The following is a 15066-nucleotide window of genomic DNA, read 5'->3' on the forward strand; positions in this document are numbered from 1 at the left end:
TTACGTCGCTCTTCACGCGACGCCCTATCAATAGCCAACAATGTCACTCCTCCCGTAAGGAGACCCACCCCTTACACACACCATTTGACACGCTCCAGACGAAGCATCGTCAGTACGACCGCGCTGAGCCGGCTCAGTTCCGAAAACTGGAACATGCTTGCCGGAATTTACCAAGAGCGCTTCCGCCCAGCGGGTTTCCTGTGGACAATCACTTCCCGGCTCGTTCATCTTGGACGGGACAGCGCCGTTCACTGACTCACCGCCTCGCACGGGAAAGGGCTTATGTCACCCGAATCAGTCCGCCGAAAATACTCCCTCTAGGGCGAAAGTGCTCGGAGTTGGCTCGCCGAACGGCACTTGTTCGGAGAAGTCGGCGCCGGGTTTCGGCTCGTCTCCGACGAGATTCGTTTCGCGGGTTACCGGGCCGCCCGGCTCTGGCATAGCGAGGGCGAATACTCGATAGCGCGTCGCTCGAGGATGGCGCTGCTGCTCGTGCAGATCGAGGGAGAGGCGACGGTGCAGGTGCCGCTGTGGGGCGAGGTGCCGAAAGTACTGAAACCCGGCGATCTGGCGGTGCTGCCCGGAGGGACGGCGAGGCCCTTCCGATTCTGCGCGAAGCGCCCGGTTGCCCGATATCAAATTGAGTACGACCTGGCCGGCCTTCCTCCGCAGGCGCGCCTCGAACTCGAACTTGGAATGGTGTTCTCGCAGCCTGCGAAGCAGTATCGCGACGCCGTTGCGGCGACCGCGAATATTGCGCTGAATTCCTCGATGGGGAATGAGGAGACGGGCTTCATCGACTTTGGAATCGGACTCAGGCATCTGACGACGGCACTTCTTCTGCATGCCCTCGACGCGACTGCCCCCGAACTTCCGGAGGCTGCGGAGCGAGTGCACCGCGCGGCCCTTCGGGTGATCTCGATGCGGGCGACGGATCCCGCTTTCACTGTGGAGTCCCTCGCCGACGCGATCGGCACATCATCCCGCAATCTGCGCCACGTTTTCGCCCAGGCTGGGTCCTCGGCTAAGGCGGCGCTCACGGCGGAGCGGGTGCGCCGGGCTCGCAACCATGCTGCCCCGCGCGAGTACGGCCAGCGATTCACCCCGGCCGAGATAGCGCGGCTCTCCGGATTCCGGAACGTGCGGGCTCTTCGGCGTGCACTCGAGAAGGGCGAGGAGGAGTGCGCGTCTTAGCGGCGTGACGCCGCGTGTCAGCAGCCCCTTTGAGCCGCCCGAGTGCCTTGTGAAGCACCGAACATCTGCGCCAACTTGCACCAAACATGATTACGCCGCAGATGAACGAACGTCACCGCAGCGCGCCGGAGAGACTCATTTTGGAGGGTTATTCCGGCGTCGTGTTGAGTGATATCGGCGCCTAATAGGATGGCAAATTTTTCTAATAAGAATTTAGAGCGTTATTCATAGGACTTGATGTTTGCGTTGGTTCCGCCCCCCCTGCGGTTGACAGCGTGTCAGAGGCCGTCGCTCGCAAGCAATTGATTTAACGGCGGCGCGGATAATCTTAGGGCCGGGGAGGGTATGGAGATTCCAAGAGGCGTCGTGCGAAATCACGCCTTGTCGAACGGAGGGGTGGGAGGTATGGAGGCTTATGTAAAACGGCATCGCGCGCTGAACAAAGGTGCTCCTGACCTAAGTTTTGTGGCGCTCAGGAGGGTTTTGCATAGGCTTTATGATCGCGAAGAGGGACGTCCGGACGTGCTTTGCGCCCGGACGTCCCCTGATCTTTCGCCGAGTTCCCCTAATTGCTGAAGCTACGGCGAAACACTAGGTTGTATTACTATTTGCAAGCGGGTGACTTCTTGTAGGATGCGTAAGTCGTACTGCCGCTCTTGTAAAGTGAAACGAGCTTGCTATCCACAATTACGTCCTTTTCGGTGCCCTTGACGATGCCGGCGCCACTGTTTCTGATCGTGCCATCGGAACTCTGATAAACGAATGCGCCGGTTGCTCCATCGGAGACGAGCGTCGTTGCGGACTTCGAGTCCGCGGTCGCGCTTTCGATTGGTCCGGTGGTCGTACCATCGGAGAAGTTATAGCGGTATACCCCATCAGCCTTCTTGTAGTAGACGTAGGTCTTTCCGGCGTCGGTGGCTAGGGTAACGAGGCCTGCGCCCGTGTCAACTCCCGTGTCGGTACCCTTGACGAGAACACCGGTACTATTGTAAATGCTTCCGTCCGAGGTCTGGAAGACGAAGGCGCCGCTTCCGGCGTCTGAGATGAGCGAAGTCGCGTCCTTTGAATTCGCGATGGGCCCGGTCGTCGTCTTGGTGGAGAAGTTGTAGATGTAGACGCCGTCGGACTTCTTGTAGTACAGGGATGTGGTCCCGTCGCTTGTCGCGAGGGACGTGAGACGCTGGTCGGTGGATACGCCGGTTGACGTTCCTGGCACGAGATCGCCGCCGCTGTTACGGATGCTCCCGTCCGAGCTCTGGTAAACGAAGGCGCTTCCGCCCGCGTTGGAGATCAGCTTTGTTGCGGTCTTCGAACTCGTATTGGTTGTAGTGTCCGTGATAGGTCCACTCGTCTTCTTGGTGGTGAAGTTGTAGCTATAAACACCGTCGGCTTTTTTGTAGTAGACGGTGGTTTCACCCCCGCTAACCTGTAGAGTGACGAGGCCGTCCCCGGTGTCAACGCCTGTTTCAGTGCCGGGAACGACTGTGCCGTCGCTACTGTGGATTGACCCGTCCGAGTTCTGGAACACGTAACCTCCGCCGGAGGCGGAGGAGATGGTCTTGATCGCGGTTCCCGAGTTAGCCACCGGTCCGGTGGTCGATCCGTCGGTGAAGTTGTAGAGATAAAGTCCGGTCTCTTTGGAGGGGTCCGCAGATACGGGTGCATTCGTGGTCAGGGCATCCGACTTCGCAGCGAAGTTGCTCTTGCCGCCGGTTGAGGGGACCTTGATGTCCGGCAGCGTGACAAGCCCATTGGCATCGGTCGTTCCCGTGTAGGTGGTCGAACCATCGGCGAACGTGTAGCCGTCCTTGAGCGTGACGGTGACGGTCTTGCCCGGGTCGGGAGTGGTGCCGTCGGTGGTGCGCTTGACCTGCACGCCCGTGATGGTGCTGCAAGCAGTTCCGGTGTAGGACGCCTTCGTGAACGCCAGCGTCGGCGTCTTCGACGCTGCGGCAGCCGGCGTCGCAACCGCAACCGCAACAACGGGGATGGTCCAGGCGGCGCCCTTGACGATGGTGCGGCGGTGGACGCCGTCCTCGGCGGGGATGGTCCACTCGGTGAGGGGTGACCCGACGTCGCGGAATTTGTCGAAGGAATTCTTTGTCATGTGCTCGAACTTTCGTCTGTGATGAGGGGGACAGACGAAGCATTGCCAGGTCAGCGAGGCAAACGAGCCGCTGGGCCGCAAATAGTTCCGCCGGGGCCGGAACTTGCGATCACGGTAGCCCCTGGGCGATACATACGCAGACGATTATTCTTGGGTACATCGACAATTGACGAGATCCTGTCGATTTACTCGATTTACCGCTGAGCTCTTGGAGGGCTTATGTCACCCGATTCACTGCGCCGTAAATTCTCTCTGCAAGGCGAAGATGCCCAGCAATGGCTCGCGGAGCGAGACTTCTTCGGAGAATTCGATACGACTTTCCGACTTGTATCAGACGAGATCAGCTTCGAAGGTTTCGGAGCCGCCCGCGTATGGCACAGCGAAGGGTCATACGAGATCGCCCGCCGCTCACCCACGGCCCTCTTGATCGTGCAGATCGAGGGCGAATCGACCCTCCAGGTGCCCACGTGGGGCGAGGCGTCGAGGGTCATCAGCCCGGGTGATGTTGCGGTCCTCCCTGGCGGGGGGGGGGTGGCACCATTCCAATTCGCTGCCACCCGCCCGGTCGCGAGATACCAGATCGAGTTCGATCTCGCCGGACTTCCAGCCCAGGCACGCCTCGAACTCGAGTTCGGGATGGTGTTCGCTCAACCCGTGAAGACGTATCGCGACGCCGTCGCGGCCACCGCGAACATTGCCCTCAATTCCACGATGGCCGACAAGGAGGCGGGGTTCGCCGACTTCGGGTTGGGGCTTCGGCACCTCACGACGGCGCTTCTGCTGCACGCTCTCGACGCCACGGCACCGGAGCACTCCGAAGACACCGAAAGTCTGCACCGCGCGGCGCTCAGGGTGATCGCGATGCGGGCGACCGACCCCGATTTCACGGTAGAAGCCCTCGCGCACGCCATCGGTAGGTCGCCGCGGAATCTGCGCCACATCTTCGCTCAAGCCGGATCCTCTGCAAAGGCCGCGCTCACCGAGGAGCGGGTGAGGCGGGCCCGCAGCCATTTCGGCACGACGGAGCACGGACAGCGCTTCACCGCACCAGAAATCGCCCAGCTAGCCGGTTTCCGGGATGTGCGGGCACTGCGCCGCGCCCTCGCAAAGGACGAGGATGGCCAATAAGTTACTTCTTCGTCAGCGACGACTCCTTATGCGCGGCCTTCGCATCCGTCTTATCGCTCTGCACGATCCAATACGGCTCGTCCTCCGAGGCGTTGAATTTCTGCCCCTCGAAGTGGAAATCTTTCGTCTTCTTCTCGACGAGCTCCCCGCGAGTCTCGCCCTGCGAGGTGTTCCAGCTGATCTTGTCGCCCTTTTTCACGAGGCCTGTCCTTTCTCTCGGTCGCGCACGAGCGCGGGTTTCCCTTCACGCGGCAGCGCAATGGTGGTCGTCACATCGACTATCGCCGGAGCAGCGGGAGCCGACGAGAAGCCGAAACGCACGGGAGGCGAAAGCGGCCGCAACGGGCCGAGGTCCGCCTCCGCGAAAGTCGCCTCGACGCCCTCTATTCGGCGAATTCCCCGCACGCCGTAGTACTCCCGCAGCCCGTGCCCAGCCGAGCCGGCGGTGCGGACGCCGCGCACGAGCAGCGAGGCGACCGGCGAGATCGCGGTCAGCCACGCGGGATGCTCGGCCACCCGCCCCGGCACCGCCCGCAGCAGGCGCCCAAGCGGAGTGAGCCCACCGAGACGCAGCCTCACCCCGAGGGGACCGGCCGCAAGAGAGAGACCTCCGGCGATCCTCCGCCATTCCACCGCCGCCACCACGACCTCATCGAAGGCATACGTCGACCCGATGAAGTCGGCGATCTCACGGGTCGGCGCGATCAGGAGACGGTGGCCATCGCCCGCCTCGATCATCGCGTCGGCGAATGCCCCGAAGGGCGTGCGCTCCCAGAGTCCGAGCGCGACCCGCGTGCCCGAGGCCGTGCCGAACCCCGCGATGCGCCCGCCGAAGCGGAGTCGGCGCGGGGCTTGGCCAGGCATCAGGAGGCCGACCGCAGCAGCGTAAACGAACCGTCACGGACAATCAGCGTGGTCACCTCACCCGCGACAACCTGCTCCGGGTCGCTGGACGCGGCGAGCGTCCACTCCGCCCCGGGCGCCTTCGGCACCGTGAATTCGACGCCGTTCTCGGCCGCGTTCAGCAGCAGTGCAAAGCTCGCGCTGCCTCCGTGCTCGAACACGAAGGTGATCGAGCGGGCGTCCGGGTTGTCCCAGTCCTCGTCGGCGAACCCCTGCGCGTCCGAGCGGAGGATGCCGACGGAGTCGCTGCCGCCATCACCCGGGGCCCGGCGGAACCACTTCGGGTGCAACGCCGGCTCGGCGGCCCGCAAGGCAATGAGTTCGCGGGTAAAGGCGAAGAGTTCGCGGTCCGCGTTCTCCCAGTCGAACCACGAGATCTTGTTGTCCTGGCAGTAAGCGTTGTTATTGCCACCCTGGGTGCGGGCAATCTCATCGCCACCCAGGATCATCGGTACTCCCGCCGAAAGCAGCAGCGTGGCGAGGAAATTGCGGCGCATCCGATTGCGGCGCTCGATGACCGCCTGGTTGCGGGTCGGCCCCTCCGCGCCATTGTTCGAAGAGCGGTTGTCACTCTCGCCATCGTTGTTGTCCTCGCCATTGGCCGCATTGTGCTTGCGGGAATAGGCCGTGAGGTCGGCGAGAGTGAAGCCATCGTGCGCGGTGACGAAGTTGACGCTCGAGAGCGGCGAGCGACGGTCGGCCTCATAGACGTCGGGCGAGCCGAGCACACGCTGCGCGGTCGTGCCGAGGACGGAGTCGGCGCCGTGCCAGAAGTCGCGCACGTCGTCGCGGAACTTCCCGTTCCACTCCGACCAGTCCGCCGGAAAACCGCCGACCTGATAGCCCGCGGTATCCCACGGCTCCGCGATCATCTTGACGGGCGCGAGCACCGGATCCTGCGCGATCAGGTCGAGAAAGGCACTGTGCACCTCCGCCTCGCCGCTCTGGCGGGTGAGGGTGGTGGCCAGGTCGAAGCGAAAGCCGTCGACATGCATCTCGGTCACCCAGTAGCGCAGCGAATCCATGATGAGGCCGAGTGCGGCCGGATGCGCCACATTGAGGCTGTTGCCGGTGCCCGTGGTGTCGAAGTAGTGGGCGCGGTCCTCCTCGACCAGGCGGTAATAGGAGCCGTTGTCGATCCCCTTGAACGAGAGTGTCGGGCCCTTGTCGTTGCCCTCGGCGGTGTGGTTGTAGACCACGTCGAGGATGACTTCGAGCCCCGCCTCATGAAATGCCTTGACCATCGCCTTGAACTCATCCACCTGCGAGCCGTCATCGCCGGCGTGCGAATACTCGTTGTGCGGGGCGAAGAAGCCGAGGGAGTTATAGCCCCAGTAGTTGCGCAGGCCCTTCTCTTCGAGATGCGAGTCCTGCACGCACTGGTGCACGGGGAGCAGCTCCACCGAGGTGATGCCCAGGTCGGTGAAGTGCTTGATCGCGGCGGGGTGCGCGAGGCCGCGGTAGGTGCCGCGGATGTCCTCCGGCACGTCGGGGTGCAGCTTCGTGAAGCCCTTCACGTGCACCTCGTAGACGACCGTCTTTTCAAGCGGAATGCGCGGGGCGGTGTCGCCGCTCCAGTCAAAGGAGCCGGGGTCGGTCACGACGCAGCGCGGCACCAAGGCGGCGGAGTCGGCATCGTTTCGGCGGTCGGCGTCCTCGTAGAACTGCCCGAAGACGTCCTCCGACCAGGTGTAGGAGCCCTCGATCGCGGTGGCGTGCGGGTCGAGCAGGAGCTTCGCGGCATTATGGCGGAAGCCGTTGGCGGGGTCCCAGGGGCCATCGACCCGCAGGCCGTAGCGGGTGCCGACGCGCATGCCGGGGACGATGCCGTGAAAGACGTGGCCGGTCCGTTCCTTCAGGGCGACGCGGGTCTCTGTTCCGGACTCGTCGAAGAGGCAGACGTCGACGCTGTCCGCGGTCTCGGAGTAGACGGCGACGTTGGCGCCGACGTCGCTACGGAGCGAGACACCGAGGGGATACGGGAAGGAACGGGGAGAAGCGGGCATGCGATCATCCTGACCGTGCGACTGCGGCCGCTTCTCGGCCTTGTCCGGCGCGCCTGCTGCCGCTACGCTCGCGGGCCCTTGTGTCCCGGTCGCGAGGGACCCGACCGTGCTCAGCTGAGCGGAGCCGAGTCGTCGGTCGTGAACACGATCTTGCCGATCGTGCCGTCGGTCCCGGTAGCGCGACGCGAAAGCACGTCGATGACCGCGCCGAGCGGATGCACCGCGCCGGGCTCGGGGCGCAACTCGCCGGAGGACGCCAGCGAGACCGCGCGTCCGATCCGCTCCGCCGTCGCCGCCACGATGAGGTTGCGCACCCGCGGCCGGTCGCGGCGTACCACGCCGGCGGCCTGAGCGCCGAGCGCCGGACCACTGGGGACGAGGGTCGCGATCCGGCCGCCCGCGGTCAGGAGGATCGCCGCGTCGTCGACCGCCAGGTGCCCCGAGATATCGACCACCGCGTCGAAGCGCCCCGCCAACACCCCGAGATCGAGAGCCCGGTAGTCGTGCGGCTCAGCGCCGAGGGCGCGCAGAACATCAGCGGAGGCGGCCGAGCCGGTCGCGGCGAGAGCGCAGCCCGCGCGCAAAAGCAGCTGAATCGTCAGGTTCCCGATGGCTCCGGAGTCGCCGCCGACGAGGATCCGCTCGCCGGCGCGCACGCGCAGGGCGTCGACCAGGCCGATCGCGGTGCCCCCGGACATGGCCAGCGTCACCGCCTGCACGAAGTCGAGGCAGTCGGGCAGGGGGACGAGCGAGCGGCTGCGCACGATCGACGCGTCGGCGAAGGCGTCACCATCACGGGTCATCCCCACGACGCGATCACCGATGGCGACGGAGTGCGGGCCGGGACCCAGAGCCTCCACGGTGCCCGCGATATCGAGCCCGAAGCCGTAGGGGCGCGAGCGGCCGACGGCCATGATCCGCGCGGAGCCGGACAGAATCTTCTCGTCGGTCGCGTTGATGCTCGCCGCGCGAGTGCGCACAAGCACCTCTCCGCGACGCGGCATCGGGACCGGAGCCTCACGCCAGGAGAGCAGGTCGGGCCCGCCGAACCTGTCGTATCCGAGTCGTCGCATGTCACTCCCGTCGTCCGTGCCGTTCTGGCGCTCGCCCCCCGAGCCTAGGGCGTGAGGCTCGGAGCAGGACGCTCCCTGCACAGCAGGGGAAGCCCCCCTCGTGCGCTGATCGCCGGTGCTACCGTGGCGGCCATGAGCGCAGACCAGAGCCCCGAATTCGCAGGCTTCGAGGCCACACCCTCGTCCGATGTCGAACAGGCCGACGACGTCCGCTCGGCTGACGCCGAGTCCGAGGAGAACACCAGTGCCGAGGAGAGCCGTGACCCGGATCACGGATACGACCCGATGAGCGAGAGCGGTTCCGAGAACGCCCCCGAGGACGAGGTCGGCGCTCGCGAGGACGAGGAGGGCCTCCTCCCTCCCGGCAGCACCGCGGACGGAGCCGGCACGTCGCTCGGCGCAGTCCCCGCCGAATCCGCCGCCCCCCTGGGCGAAAACGCAAGCGACGGCACCCCACCTCAACTCGCCGACGAGCGCTGGCGCACCAACGGCCCCAACCCCCTCGGCTAACCCCGCCTCGCCCCGCCTCGTCTCCTCCCCTCCCCTCCTCCTCCCGTCCCCGTCCGCGAAATGTCGCGACATCGGCTAATCCGGACGAAACACCCCGCCGATTCCTGCGATCTCGTCCGTTCCTCCCGATCTCGTTGCCCGACCTCGGTCGTAGGGGGCGGCGCACCTCGCGAAAGAGCGCCGGACGGACGAAATACCCGGTTTCGGCGGCCGATCTCGTCCGTTCGAGGGCATCTCGCGACATTTCGCGGCGGGAGAGAGGGGGAGGAGAGAGGGGGAGGAGCGGGGGAGCGGAGGGCTCGGCGTCCAGGAAGTACTCCGGTCGCTCGGAGGAGGAGCGGGGTCTGGCACCGTAGCGTTCCGGATGCGCGGCACGACGGCCGCGCGGACGGGGAGTCCCATGTCGTTGTTCTTGAACCGCACGCGCGAGGTCCTCTGGACCGAGGACGAGCGACGCGCGCTGGCCGAGGCCGTCGCTGAGGACAGGGCGGCGGCGTGGCGAGGAGTCGGGACGCTCGACCGCACGGTCGTCATCTCCACCGAGGATCCCGGCGTTCGCGGGGGCGCCCGCTGGCCCACGGACCATCGTGCGTTCCTTCGCGTCGACCGCGGCTCGTCCGTCGTCATCACGACCGACGGGCTCAGCGACCCGTTCGACAGGCTCGCGCATCCGGGCATCGGCCTCGGTCTCGAACTCTGTCTCGAGACCTCAGCGGTCCGCGGCGTCCCGACCGCCGAGTTCTGGAAGCACTGGCACTTTCGCCTGCTCTACGAAGCCGCGCGCCGCGCCACACTCCAGGGCGTCTGCTGCCGCGCCGGACTCGACACCGCCCGCCTCGCCGGGGCCGACGCACCGGCTGCGTGGGCGGACGATCAGGGAACGGTCGGGGTGCTCTTCGGTCTCCGCAGCCCCGGTCTGCCCGAGCGCCTCGAACTGGCAACCGGAGACGCCGACCTCGTGACCGTCACTCCGCTGCGCCCGCAGGAGTACGCGTGGGCCGCGGTCGACGCGACCGCGCGGACCGAGATCGCCGCGCGTCTCCGCGCCCTGCCGCACGAGGAACTCGTGCACACCGCGCGTCCGCTCGTGGTCTAAAGCCTCAGGCGCTGTCGGCGGGCTCCGACATGACCGTCATCTCGCCCGTGTTGTTGGCGCTTGCCACGAGCTGCTCGATCCATGCGCGGTTGAGCGCGGGCCTCTTGCTGCCGTGGAAGCGGTAGTGCAGCGGCGTGGACGGGTGCACCCAGACGGAGCTGCGGCCGTACCCCATCGACTCGGGTTCGCGCCACGACAGGCTAAACGCCTCGTTGCGCCGCATCTTGGTGAACATGGCGACTTTGAGGTGAGCGAGCAGCCGATCATCGAAATCGATCTCGAGTGCTTGCGGTCCGTAGATCAGTCGTCCCATTGTCTCCGCCGTGCTGGTCGTGTCGATGCTCAGGAGTTCCGTCGCGCCGTGGGCTCCCTGTGGTTGGGAGGTGCCACGGAGAGGATACCGATCTGCCCGTCCGCGCGAAGTGGCGGGCACGAAGAACGCCCCGCCGACCGGATCCGGAGATCGTGGTCGACGGGGCGTCAGAAGTCAGAGATTACTCGCCGACGCCGCGGATGTTCGCGGCCTGCGGGCCCTTACGGCCCTGCTCGACGTCGTACTCGACTTGCTGGTTCTCGACGAGCTCGCGGTAGCCCTGCTTCGCGATGGCGGAGAAGTGCGCGAACACGTCGGCGCCTCCGTCGTCGGGAGCGATGAAGCCGAAGCCCTTTTCGGAGTTGAACCACTTAACGAGGCCAGTAGGCATTTCTTTTCCTTATGTGTTAATGACGCCGACCGTGGCCGACGTCGTCAGAGTCCGCACAGATGTGCGGTACCCGCTCGACTCGTCTTCTGCGGGTGAAACACGCAGCGGCCGGAGTCGTCCGGGTTGTCTAGAGGCTGAGCACGCGATTCCGGAGGAGGGCGGCTCTGCGGGGGAGAACGTCCCGTGCGTCGACGGAGTCGGCGGAACGGGGGTCGAACGAGAAACGGCGCGGCTTCCGCGGCGTCCTGTGAAGGGCGGTACCCGCGTGCGAGGCGGGCGTTCGAACCGTTAGACCGAGGACGATGCGCTCGATCGGTGCGGTTTCTATCAGGGGCTGAGTCTCTTCGTCGTGCGACTTGTCTCTTCGTCGTGCGACTTCTCAGCCGTGGAATTCGGGCGATTGCCCAGGAGATGTCTTAACTGTACGGGATCACTGCCCTCGAGCGCGACTGTGCACGTCACACGGCGTGCCGCTCCTTGTGGTCTCGGCCTCGGATCCGCGTTCCGCCCGCCACCAGGGCCACTCAGACCGTCTCGGCGCGCTTCTGCCGCGCCGGCTCGGCGGGGGCGTCCGGTCCATTCCAAATCGACACGATGCCCCAGACGACTGCCGCGATGGGCACCGCCAGCACGGCTCCGACGATCCCGGCCAGGACCGTGCCGACGGTCAGTGCGATCAGCACGATCAGCGGATGCAGCTTCAGCGAGCGCGCCATCACGACTGGCTGCAGGAAGTTGCCCTCCAGCTGGTTGACCCCGATCACGACGAGGATGACGATCAGCGCCGCGACCGGCCCGTTCGCGACCAGGGCGACGAGGGCGGCAAGGATACCGGCGGCCGTCGCTCCGACAATCGGAATGAACGCCGTGAGGAAGACGATGACGGCAAGCGGGATGGCCAGCGGCACCTGAATGATCGCCAGCGCGACTCCGATACCGACCGCGTCGACTGCCGCGATCGTCGCCGTGCCGCGGACATAGCCGCCGAGCACCTCGACGCCCTTGTGCCCGACGCGCTGGGCGCGCTCATAGCTCGATCCGGTGAACGGGCGGAGGAGGAACTCCCAGATCTTCGGCCCGTCCTTCATGAAGAAGAAGAGCACGACGATCATGAGCACGAGGCCGGTGATGAAGTTGGCCGCCGCCGAGACGCCGGCCAGAGCGCCAGTGCCGAACGAGCTCGAGGTCAGGAATCCGACGACCGACTGCCGAGCATCCTCGATTTGCTGGTCGGAGATCTGGAACGGCAGGTGCTGCACGTAGTCCTGCAGAGACGTGATGCCCTCGGAAGCACTGCTCACCAGCTCGTCCCACTGGTTGCGCACGGCGACAGTGATGAGCCAACCGACCGCACCCAGGATCGCGAGCAGCCCGATCAGAGCGAGCCAGGTCGCGAGGATCGAGGGGACGCCCTTCCGTCGCATCCAGCCGAGGACCGGGTGGATCGCTGACGCGAGGATCAGAGCGATCATCACCGGGATAAGCACCAGCGTCAGCTGCGTCATCGCAAAGACGAGTACCGAGGCGAGCAGTAGCACGACGACCACCTGGAGGCAGCGGAGCGCGAACCGGCCGAAGCCGTCGGTCCACACCGTCTGGCGCTGATCGGGTTGAAGGCGCTGATCGGGTTGAAGGGTCGAGGGGTCGTTGCGGTCGAAGAAGCCCATGCAGGGACGGTAGCGGCTCGCCGGGCTCTCTCGTGCCTCCTTGACACCCGCTACCGCCGACGGCGAGGTGCCCGAGAATGCTCCGATTCCAGCCGGCCTGGAGCACGGTCGGGCACCTCAGCCGGTCGTCGCGATCAGGCCGGGACGCGCACCGTGAGTCCACCCGGCTCGATCCAGGTGTGGAACGCCGACGTCAAGCCGAACGCGTCACCGTCGAGTTCGATCTCCTGCGCGCGCTCGAGGCGCACCGTGAGGTCTCGGCCCTTCACATAGCGCAGGGCCGAGACTTCCTTGGTCAGGCCCATGAGCTTATTCCCCACGACACCGCCGCGGCGCAGGACGCCGTTCTCCCAGACGACCTTGAAGATGATCTGCGCCCAGCCAATGAAGCCGTCCGGCCGCAGCAGGACGATGTCGAACTCGCCGTCGTCGACCGCAGCATCCGGCAATAGCAGGATGTTCGCGGGCAGAGCCCCGCAGTTGCCGACGATGATCGTATGCGCGCGCACCCTCCGGGTCTTCGAGTCGTCCAGGCGGTAGCGGAACTCCAGCTGGTTCTTATCGAGCAGCGCCTTGCGAAGCGCATCGACGTACGCGAGCCAGCCCGCGCGCTTCTTGAGATCGTCGTCGGTGTTCGCGAGCATCTTCGCGTCGATCCCGAGGCCCGCCATGACGACGTAGGCGTGCCGGTCCCGGCCCTGGGGTGTCTCGATGTCGATCATCCCGACGTCGATCGCACGGTCTTTCCCCGAAAAGGCGACGGAGAGCGCGTTGTCGATGTCGTCGAGGGTGAGGTTGAGGTTGCGGGCGAGCAGGTTGCCTGTGCCGGAGGGCAGCAGGGCGAGCGAAGCCTCGGAGTCGCGCAGCGCCTCCGCGACGACGCGCACTGTGCCGTCCCCACCTGCCGCGATCACCATATCGACGCCGGCGGCCAGTGCCTCCTTCGTCTGTCCGGCTCCCGGATCCTCGACGGAAGTCTCGAACCAGAGCGTCTCCTCCCAGCCCGCGGCCTCCTGCGCGCGAGCGATGGCGGCCTGCACTGTCTCGAGATCGACCTTGACCGGGTTGTAGACGATCGCTGCGCGGCGGTGCTCAGGCATCGTCCCGGCTCTCGCCGTTTTCGTCCACCCGGCCGGGACGCACGTCAGCGTCCTCGCGGATGTCGATGCGGGTGTCGCCTGCCGCGGTCGTCGAGACGTCGATGCGCGGGGCCGCGTCGGCCTCCGTCGCGTGTGGGGCGCTGGTCAGCTGGTCGTGGCGGTCGTCCGCGCTCTGGTCGCTCATGTCTGGACGCTAGCAGCGGGCCGTCCGGGGTTGCACGGGCTTGCGGCGGCGCACAACGTCAGCTGAGACGCCTCCTCATCCACCATCGTGGATGAGACCTCTTTTCAGCTGACGTTGCGTTGCGCCCTCAGCGCGACCGAGCAGCCTGGAGCCCCCACAGCACGAGCGGGACCTGTAGCGGCAGGCGCAGGAGAGTGATCGCGCGGGCCCGCGGGCGGCGCGCATCCTTCGCCATCTGCACGTTCCCGGGGAAGACGGCGGCCATCAGCGCAGCGGAGGCGAGCCCACCGACGGCGCGCGTGCGAGGCAGGAGGGTCGCGACGGCACAGGCCAGTTCCGCCGCTCCGGAGGCGAGGACCCAGCCGCGGGCCGAGCCCGGCATCCCGCGCGGCACAACCGCGTCGAACGTCTGCGGATGCACGAGATGTACCACTCCCGAGATCGCCATCGCCGAGACGAGGACGAGCGGGCCGGTGCCGAGCCGGGTCACTGCTCCTCCGCTCCTCGTTCGAGCGGAGCGACGTGGTCAAGGATGCGCCGCCACTCCCGCACTAGCGCCAGCCGCCCCGCGCCAGCGACGGTAACCGTGCGTGCGCGGTCGAGCCGCCCGCGGTACCAGCGGCCGTCCTCCGCGCTTGCGACCGGGTCCGCGTCGCCGTGCACGAGCAGGGTCTCGGCGGTGACCCGGTCCAGATCGTCTGCCCAGGAGCCGTGCCGGAGCGCGGCGAGGTCGATCGCCGCGCCGCTCGGCCCCTGCCTCCAGCCCTCGCCGAGCATCCGCTCGAGTCGATTGCGCAGGCCGCCGTGGCTCGCGAGGACCGGGTCGTCCGAGTCGATGCCGAGCGCGTCGAGTCCCGGCTGGGTCTGCGGTAGGGAGGCGCCGATCGCGGCGGCGTCCTCGTCCGGGAGGATCTCGCGCCGCTCCCACGCGCCGGTGGAGTGAACGAGGACGCCGGCCTGCGGCGGTGCCGGCGTGCCGACGAGGGCGAGACGGTCGACGAGGTCGGGGTGCCGCGCGGCGAGCGAGAGGGCGAACACGCCCCCGGACCCCCACCCCACCACGCCGACGCTGCCGAAGCGCGCGCCCTCGACCATGCGGGCCGTCCGCTCGGAGCGACGCAGGTACTCGGCCAGGTCATCGGCGCGGTCCTCCACCCGATCGTGCGCGGCATCGACCGGGTCGGAGGCGCCGTAACCGGGACGGTCGAGGATCAGCAAGTGCAGCCCCCAGGGTCCGGTGATTGTCGGGTCGGGGTCGAAGCCGCCCGCTCCCGGAGTCGGGTGGCAGAACACGACCAGACGGTCGGCGACGGGATCCCCCGCCGCCGAAACTCCGATCCCTCGGCCGGACCGCAGCTCGAAACGGTGGTTCGCCATGTCGCCTCCCAGGCACG

General features: G+C 66.5%; 16 protein-coding genes. 4 read left to right on the forward strand and 12 right to left on the reverse strand.

Annotated features, from left to right (window positions below):
• Positions 1 to 357 precede the first annotated feature (357 nt).
• Positions 358 to 1194, forward strand: coding sequence for a helix-turn-helix domain-containing protein (locus B0H03_RS04135; protein ID WP_104265480.1), 837 nt, complete (start codon positions 358 to 360; stop codon positions 1192 to 1194).
• Between the two features lie 604 nt (positions 1195 to 1798).
• On the opposite strand, the gene B0H03_RS04140 is transcribed toward B0H03_RS04135, so the two are convergent.
• Positions 1799 to 3301, reverse strand: coding sequence for a hypothetical protein (locus B0H03_RS04140; RefSeq protein ID WP_104265479.1), 1503 nt, complete (start codon positions 3299 to 3301; stop codon positions 1799 to 1801).
• Between the two features lie 219 nt (positions 3302 to 3520).
• Between B0H03_RS04140 and B0H03_RS04145 the strand changes: the two genes are divergently transcribed.
• Entirely contained in the window at positions 3521 to 4429 is a 909-nt protein-coding gene (locus B0H03_RS04145) for a helix-turn-helix domain-containing protein (RefSeq protein ID WP_104265478.1), read from the forward strand.
• 1 nt (position 4430) lies between these two features.
• Here the strand turns inward: B0H03_RS04145 and B0H03_RS04150 are convergent, their stop codons facing one another.
• From B0H03_RS04150 to B0H03_RS16475, 4 genes are all read right to left on the reverse strand, one after another.
• Entirely contained in the window at positions 4431 to 4628 is a 198-nt protein-coding gene (locus tag B0H03_RS04150; protein WP_104265477.1) for a hypervirulence associated TUDOR domain-containing protein, read from the reverse strand.
• Positions 4625 to 5293 (reverse strand): hypothetical protein, encoded by a 669-nt coding sequence (locus B0H03_RS04155; protein ID WP_104265476.1) that lies wholly within the window; start codon positions 5291 to 5293, stop codon positions 4625 to 4627. Before B0H03_RS04155 ends, B0H03_RS04150 begins: the two co-directional genes overlap by 4 nt.
• Positions 5293 to 7338 (reverse strand): glycogen debranching protein GlgX, encoded by a 2046-nt coding sequence (glgX, locus tag B0H03_RS04160; protein ID WP_104265475.1) that lies wholly within the window; start codon positions 7336 to 7338, stop codon positions 5293 to 5295. Before glgX ends, B0H03_RS04155 begins: the two co-directional genes overlap by 1 nt.
• 110 nt (positions 7339 to 7448) lie before the next feature.
• A complete protein-coding gene (locus B0H03_RS16475) occupies positions 7449 to 8411 on the reverse strand; it encodes an NADP-dependent oxidoreductase (protein WP_160487226.1) in 963 nt (320 codons plus the stop codon).
• A 132-nt stretch (positions 8412 to 8543) separates the two neighbouring features.
• Between B0H03_RS16475 and B0H03_RS16480 the strand changes: the two genes are divergently transcribed.
• Both B0H03_RS16480 and B0H03_RS04170 read left to right on the forward strand, forming a co-directional pair.
• Positions 8544 to 8921 carry a hypothetical protein gene (locus B0H03_RS16480; protein WP_146083384.1) on the forward strand — a complete coding sequence of 126 codons (378 nt, stop codon included), beginning with the start codon at positions 8544 to 8546 and terminating at the stop codon, positions 8919 to 8921.
• 400 nt (positions 8922 to 9321) lie between these two features.
• Entirely contained in the window at positions 9322 to 10017 is a 696-nt protein-coding gene (locus B0H03_RS04170) for a hypothetical protein (protein WP_127843988.1), read from the forward strand.
• Between the two features lie 4 nt (positions 10018 to 10021).
• On the opposite strand, the gene B0H03_RS04175 is transcribed toward B0H03_RS04170, so the two are convergent.
• The 7 genes from B0H03_RS04175 to B0H03_RS04205 form a co-directional block, all read right to left on the reverse strand.
• Positions 10022 to 10330, reverse strand: coding sequence for a DUF7882 family protein (locus tag B0H03_RS04175; protein ID WP_104265462.1), 309 nt, complete (start codon positions 10328 to 10330; stop codon positions 10022 to 10024).
• A 181-nt stretch (positions 10331 to 10511) separates the two neighbouring features.
• The gene (locus B0H03_RS04180) at positions 10512 to 10721 is read right to left on the reverse strand and encodes a cold-shock protein (RefSeq protein ID WP_104265461.1); all 210 of its coding nucleotides are present in this window, start codon (positions 10719 to 10721) and stop codon (positions 10512 to 10514) included.
• 524 nt (positions 10722 to 11245) lie between these two features.
• Positions 11246 to 12388 carry an AI-2E family transporter gene (locus B0H03_RS04185; protein WP_104265460.1) on the reverse strand — a complete coding sequence of 381 codons (1143 nt, stop codon included), beginning with the start codon at positions 12386 to 12388 and terminating at the stop codon, positions 11246 to 11248.
• Positions 12389 to 12522: 134 nt separating this feature from the next.
• Entirely contained in the window at positions 12523 to 13488 is a 966-nt protein-coding gene (locus B0H03_RS04190) for a diacylglycerol/lipid kinase family protein (protein ID WP_104265459.1), read from the reverse strand.
• A complete protein-coding gene (locus B0H03_RS04195) occupies positions 13481 to 13672 on the reverse strand; it encodes a multidrug transporter (protein WP_104265458.1) in 192 nt (63 codons plus the stop codon). Before B0H03_RS04195 ends, B0H03_RS04190 begins: the two co-directional genes overlap by 8 nt.
• Positions 13673 to 13799: 127 nt before the next feature.
• A complete protein-coding gene (locus B0H03_RS04200; RefSeq protein WP_219814978.1) occupies positions 13800 to 14162 on the reverse strand; it encodes a DoxX family protein in 363 nt (120 codons plus the stop codon).
• Positions 14159 to 15049 (reverse strand): alpha/beta fold hydrolase, encoded by an 891-nt coding sequence (locus tag B0H03_RS04205; protein ID WP_160487227.1) that lies wholly within the window; start codon positions 15047 to 15049, stop codon positions 14159 to 14161. The genes B0H03_RS04200 and B0H03_RS04205 overlap by 4 nt, the downstream gene beginning before the upstream one ends.
• Positions 15050 to 15066: the final 17 nt, after the last annotated feature.

The organism is Rathayibacter iranicus NCPPB 2253 = VKM Ac-1602 (genome assembly GCF_003149025.1).
GTDB lineage: Bacteria > Actinomycetota > Actinomycetes > Actinomycetales > Microbacteriaceae > Rathayibacter > Rathayibacter iranicus.

Bases quoted from the DNA above. Each gene is read 5' to 3' on its own strand.
- B0H03_RS04180 (WP_104265461.1), bottom strand. From the start codon at position 10,721: ATGCCTACTGGCCTCGTTAAGTGGTTCAACTCCGAAAAGGGCTTCGGC.
- B0H03_RS04175 (WP_104265462.1), bottom strand. From the start codon at position 10,330: ATGGGACGACTGATCTACGGACCGCAAGCACTCGAGATCGATTTCGAT.
- B0H03_RS04140 (WP_104265479.1), bottom strand. From the start codon at position 3,301: ATGACAAAGAATTCCTTCGACAAATTCCGCGACGTCGGGTCACCCCTC.
- glgX (WP_104265475.1), bottom strand. From the start codon at position 7,338: ATGCCCGCTTCTCCCCGTTCCTTCCCGTATCCCCTCGGTGTCTCGCTC.
- B0H03_RS04205 (WP_160487227.1), bottom strand. From the start codon at position 15,049: ATGGCGAACCACCGTTTCGAGCTGCGGTCCGGCCGAGGGATCGGAGTT.
- B0H03_RS04185 (WP_104265460.1), bottom strand. From the start codon at position 12,388: ATGGGCTTCTTCGACCGCAACGACCCCTCGACCCTTCAACCCGATCAG.
- B0H03_RS16480 (WP_146083384.1), top strand. From the start codon at position 8,544: ATGAGCGCAGACCAGAGCCCCGAATTCGCAGGCTTCGAGGCCACACCC.
- B0H03_RS04170 (WP_127843988.1), top strand. From the start codon at position 9,322: ATGTCGTTGTTCTTGAACCGCACGCGCGAGGTCCTCTGGACCGAGGAC.
- B0H03_RS16475 (WP_160487226.1), bottom strand. From the start codon at position 8,411: ATGCGACGACTCGGATACGACAGGTTCGGCGGGCCCGACCTGCTCTCC.
- B0H03_RS04145 (WP_104265478.1), top strand. From the start codon at position 3,521: ATGTCACCCGATTCACTGCGCCGTAAATTCTCTCTGCAAGGCGAAGAT.
- B0H03_RS04195 (WP_104265458.1), bottom strand. From the start codon at position 13,672: ATGAGCGACCAGAGCGCGGACGACCGCCACGACCAGCTGACCAGCGCC.
- B0H03_RS04155 (WP_104265476.1), bottom strand. From the start codon at position 5,293: ATGCCTGGCCAAGCCCCGCGCCGACTCCGCTTCGGCGGGCGCATCGCG.
- B0H03_RS04190 (WP_104265459.1), bottom strand. From the start codon at position 13,488: ATGCCTGAGCACCGCCGCGCAGCGATCGTCTACAACCCGGTCAAGGTC.